At 75.1% G+C, this 3625-nt stretch carries 3 protein-coding genes; 1 reads left to right on the top strand and 2 read right to left on the bottom strand.

Features of this window, described 5'->3' with window-relative positions; all coding sequences use genetic code 11:
* The first annotated feature begins 146 nt into the window (after positions 1–146).
* The gene (locus ACFU6K_RS33900; protein ID WP_380669648.1) at positions 147–1115 is read left to right on the top strand and encodes an alpha/beta fold hydrolase; all 969 of its coding nucleotides are present in this window, start codon (positions 147–149) and stop codon (positions 1113–1115) included.
* A gap of 42 nt (positions 1116–1157) precedes the next feature.
* On the opposite strand, the gene ACFU6K_RS33895 is transcribed toward ACFU6K_RS33900, so the two are convergent.
* The gene (locus ACFU6K_RS33895) at positions 1158–2615 is read right to left on the bottom strand and encodes a VWA domain-containing protein (protein ID WP_380669646.1); all 1458 of its coding nucleotides are present in this window, start codon (positions 2613–2615) and stop codon (positions 1158–1160) included.
* Complete coding sequence (locus tag ACFU6K_RS33890; RefSeq protein WP_380669644.1) at positions 2612–3493, bottom strand: AAA family ATPase; 882 nt, start codon at positions 3491–3493, stop codon at positions 2612–2614. The genes ACFU6K_RS33895 and ACFU6K_RS33890 overlap by 4 nt, the downstream gene beginning before the upstream one ends.
* Positions 3494–3625: the final 132 nt, after the last annotated feature.

The raw sequence follows: 3625 nt of genomic DNA, 5'->3' as shown, positions 1-3625 counted from the left end.
GGGTCCCGGGGTTCCGGGGCGGCCTCGGCCGCGTTCGGTGACCGGGGTTCCGGCCCCGGCCGTGTTCGGTGACCGGGATTCCCGGGGCGGCGGACTGGGCAGGGTCGGGAGTGAACGGATGTCTTCACCGGATGGGGAGTTGCGAGTTGAACGACGCGATCAAGCACGGCGAGGTCGAGGTGAACGGCGTACGGCTGCACTACGCGGAGCAGGGTGAGGGGCCGCTGGTCCTGCTGCTGCACGGCTTCCCGGAGAGCTGGTACTCCTGGCGCCACCAGTTCGCGCCGCTCGCCGAGGCCGGCTACCGGGTCGTCGCGCCGGACCAGCGCGGGTACGCCCGCAGCGAGCAGCCCGAGCGGATCGACGCCTACACCCTGCTGCACCTGGTCGGCGACGTGACGGCGCTGATCGCCGCGCTCGGGGAGGAGAAGGCGGTCGTGGTCGGGCACGACTGGGGCGCGCCGGTGGCCTGGGCGGCCGCGGCGCTGCGGCCGGACCTGGTGCGCGGGGTCGCCGGGCTGAGCGTGCCGCCGCTGCCGGCCGGGCCCGGCGCCCTGTCGGCGGCCCGGGAGAACTTCGGCGAGGGCTTCTACCAGATCTACTTCCAGGAGCCGGGCCGGGCCGACGCCGAGCTGGCGGCCGACGTCAAGTCCAGCCTGCGCCGCATCCTCTGCGGCATCCAGCCCGACGGCGAGCCGCGGCCGTGGATCGTCCCCGAGGGAAAGAAGCTGCTGGACACCGTCCCGGAGCCGGAGAGCCTGCCGGACTGGCTCACCGACGAGGACCTCGACGTGTTCGCCGCCGACTACGCCCGGCACGGCGAGCACGCCTTCACCGGTGGCCTCAACTGGTACCGCAACATCGACCGGAACAGCGAGCTGATGACGGCGTTCGTCGGCCAGCGGATCGACGTGCCCGCGCTGTACGTGGTCGGCGAGCGGGACCTGGTGAACGCGATGATCGCGCCGGAGGCGGTCCAGTACCTGCTGACGAACCTGACACCCAGGCTGCACCGGTACGTCCGGCTGCCGGAGACCGGGCACTGGACGCAGCAGGAGCGCCCGGCCGAGGTCACCGAGGCGCTGCTGGACTTCCTGGCGCACCTGGACAAGTAGGCCGCGCGGCACCGGGCCCGCCCTCGGGGGTCGCGCCCGGTGTCAGACCGGCAGGAGGCGGGCGATCAGCTCGCCGAGGCGGCGGGCGTTGCGGCAGGAGTGCATCTCCACCACGCCCGCGTAGGCGAGTGCGGCGGAGTCGCCGGTCGGCCAGAGCGAGGGCTGCTCGGGGTTGAGCCAGAACACCCGGCGGGCCCGGCCGGCGATCCGGCGCAGCGCGTCCAGGTTGGGATCGCGGTGGTTGTTCCTGGCGTCGCCGAGGACCAGCACGCAGGTGCGCGGGCCGACGGCGTCCAGGTGCCGCTCGGCGAACCCGCCCAGCGCGGAGCCGTAGTCGCTGTTGCCGTGGTAGCCCATGACCTCGGCCTCGGCGAGGATCCGGGCGGCCAGGCGCGCCGGGTCGTCGCCGCCGCGCAGCAGGCCGGTCACCTCGGCGGTGCGGTTGACGAAGGCGAACACCCGGACCTTGCTGAACTGTTCGCCCATCGCCTGCACCAGCAGCATGGTGAAGTCGGCGAAGCCCGCCACCGAGCCGGAGACGTCGCACAGCAGCACCAGCTCCGGGCGGGCCGGGCGGCGCAGCCGGTACGCGGGGCGCAGCGGCACCCCGCCGGTGCCCAGCGAGCGGCGCAGGGTGCGGCGCAGGTCGATCTCGCCGCGGGCGGCGCGGCGGCGCCGGGCGGCCAGCCGAGTGGCCAGCTTGCGGGCCAACGGGTGGACGGTGCGGCGCAGTTCGGCGAGCTGGTCGCGGCCGGCGTAGAGGAAGTCGACCCGGTCGGCGGTGGGGGCGACGGCGCGTTCGGCGATCCGCTCGGGGCCGCGCAGCTCGGCGACCCGGCGGCGGGCCTCGCCGGCGGCCATGGCGCGGAAGTCCCGGATGCGGCGGCGGATCTCGTCGGCGAGCACCCGGTCGGAGAGGTCCCGGTCGGCGGGGGCCTGGGCGCCGTGCCGTTCGCGCAGGGCGGCCAGGACGCGGGCGAGCAGCGTCTCGGGGGCGAGCCGGTCCAGTGCCTGCTGGGCGGACCAGCCTCCGGAGCCGGGGGAGCCTCCGGAGCCGGGCGAGCCTCCGGTGCCGTACCGGCCGAAGGCCTCGATCAGCTCGCCGGCCAGCCGGGCCTGGGCGGCGCGGTCGTCGGCGGCCAGCGCGGCGGCGAGGCGCTCGCGCAGCTGCTCGCGCAGCGGGTCGGGGCGGCCGAAGCGCGGCGGTTCGGGGTCGTCGGGGACGGCCGGCGGGTCGGCCCGGACGGCCTCCGGGGTGCCGACACCGAGCGGGAAGAACAGGTCGAAGGCGGCGTCGAAGACCGTCCGCTGGGCTTCAGAGCGGAGCAGGGCGGCGGCCAGGCCGGCCCGCATCTGCTCGCGGTCGGTGAAGCCGAGGACGTCCAGGACGGCGGCGGCGTCCACCGTCTCGGCCGGGCCGATCCGTAGGCCGTGTCCGCGCAGGGCGCGGACCAGGCCGGTGAGGCGGGCGGCGGTGTCGGCCTCCCGGGGCGTCGTCATGCGAGGGTGAGCTTCTGGGCGGCCTTGCGGACGTCGTCCTGGTGCTTGAGGATCACCCCGAGGGTGTCCCGGACGACCGTCTCGTCCAGGGTGCCGGCGCCGAGCGCCAGCAGGGTGCGGGCCCAGTCGATGGTCTCGGCGACGGACGGGGCCTTGCGCAGCTCCATCGCGCGCAGCGCGCCGACCACCCGGACCAGCGACTCGGCCAGCGTCTCGTCCAGTCCGGGCACCTTGAGCCGGACGATCCGGCGCTCCAACTCGGCCTCGGGGTAGTCGAGGTGGAGGAAGAGGCAGCGGCGGCGCAGCGCCTCGGAGAGCTCGCGGGTGGCGTTCGAGGTGAGCAGCACGAAGGGGCGGCGCTCGGCGGTGATGGTGCCCAGTTCGGGGACGGTGACCTGGAAGTCGCTGAGCACCTCCAGCAGCAGCGCCTCCACCTCGACGTCGGCCTTGTCCATCTCGTCGATCAGCAGCACGGTCGGCTCCTCGCCGCGGATCGCGGTGAGCAGCGGGCGGGCGAGCAGGAACTCCTCGCCGAAGATGTCGGTGCGGGCCTCCTGCCAGCCCTCGTCGCGGCCGGCGGTGATCCGCAGCAGCTGCTTGGCGTGGTTCCACTCGTAGAGCGCGCGGGCCTCGTCGATGCCCTCGTAGCACTGGAGCCGGACCAGCCGGGCGCGGCCGATCTCGGCCAGCGCCTTGGCGAGTTCGGTCTTGCCGACGCCGGCCGGGCCCTCGACCAGCAGCGGCTTGCCGAGCCGGTCGGCGAGGAAGACGGTGGTGGCCACGGAGGTGGACGCCAGGTAGCCGGTGGCGGCCAACTGCTCGGCGGCGTCCGCCACCGAGGTGAAGAAGCCCGTGCCGCGCCCGCCGTTGTCGCTCATCCGCCTGCCCCGTTCCGGTTCGCCGTCTCCGTGCGGCGCCACCCTACCGGCCGGTCACTTCGCTGTCTCGGGGACGGGCGCCCGGGTTCGGGGACGGACGGGCGTCCGGGTTCGGGGGCGGGTCCGGGGGCC

Source organism: Kitasatospora sp. NPDC057512, assembly GCF_042802135.1.
In the GTDB taxonomy this organism is placed as follows: domain Bacteria; phylum Actinomycetota; class Actinomycetes; order Streptomycetales; family Streptomycetaceae; genus Kitasatospora.
Note: the sequence above shows the minus strand (reverse complement) of the source record. Positions and strands in the feature narration are given on the sequence as shown.

Coding starts and splice junctions, on each gene's coding strand:
- ACFU6K_RS33895 (WP_380669646.1), bottom strand. CDS start 2,615: ATGACGACGCCCCGGGAGGCCGACACCGCCGCCCGCCTCACCGGCCTG.
- ACFU6K_RS33890 (WP_380669644.1), bottom strand. CDS start 3,493: ATGAGCGACAACGGCGGGCGCGGCACGGGCTTCTTCACCTCGGTGGCG.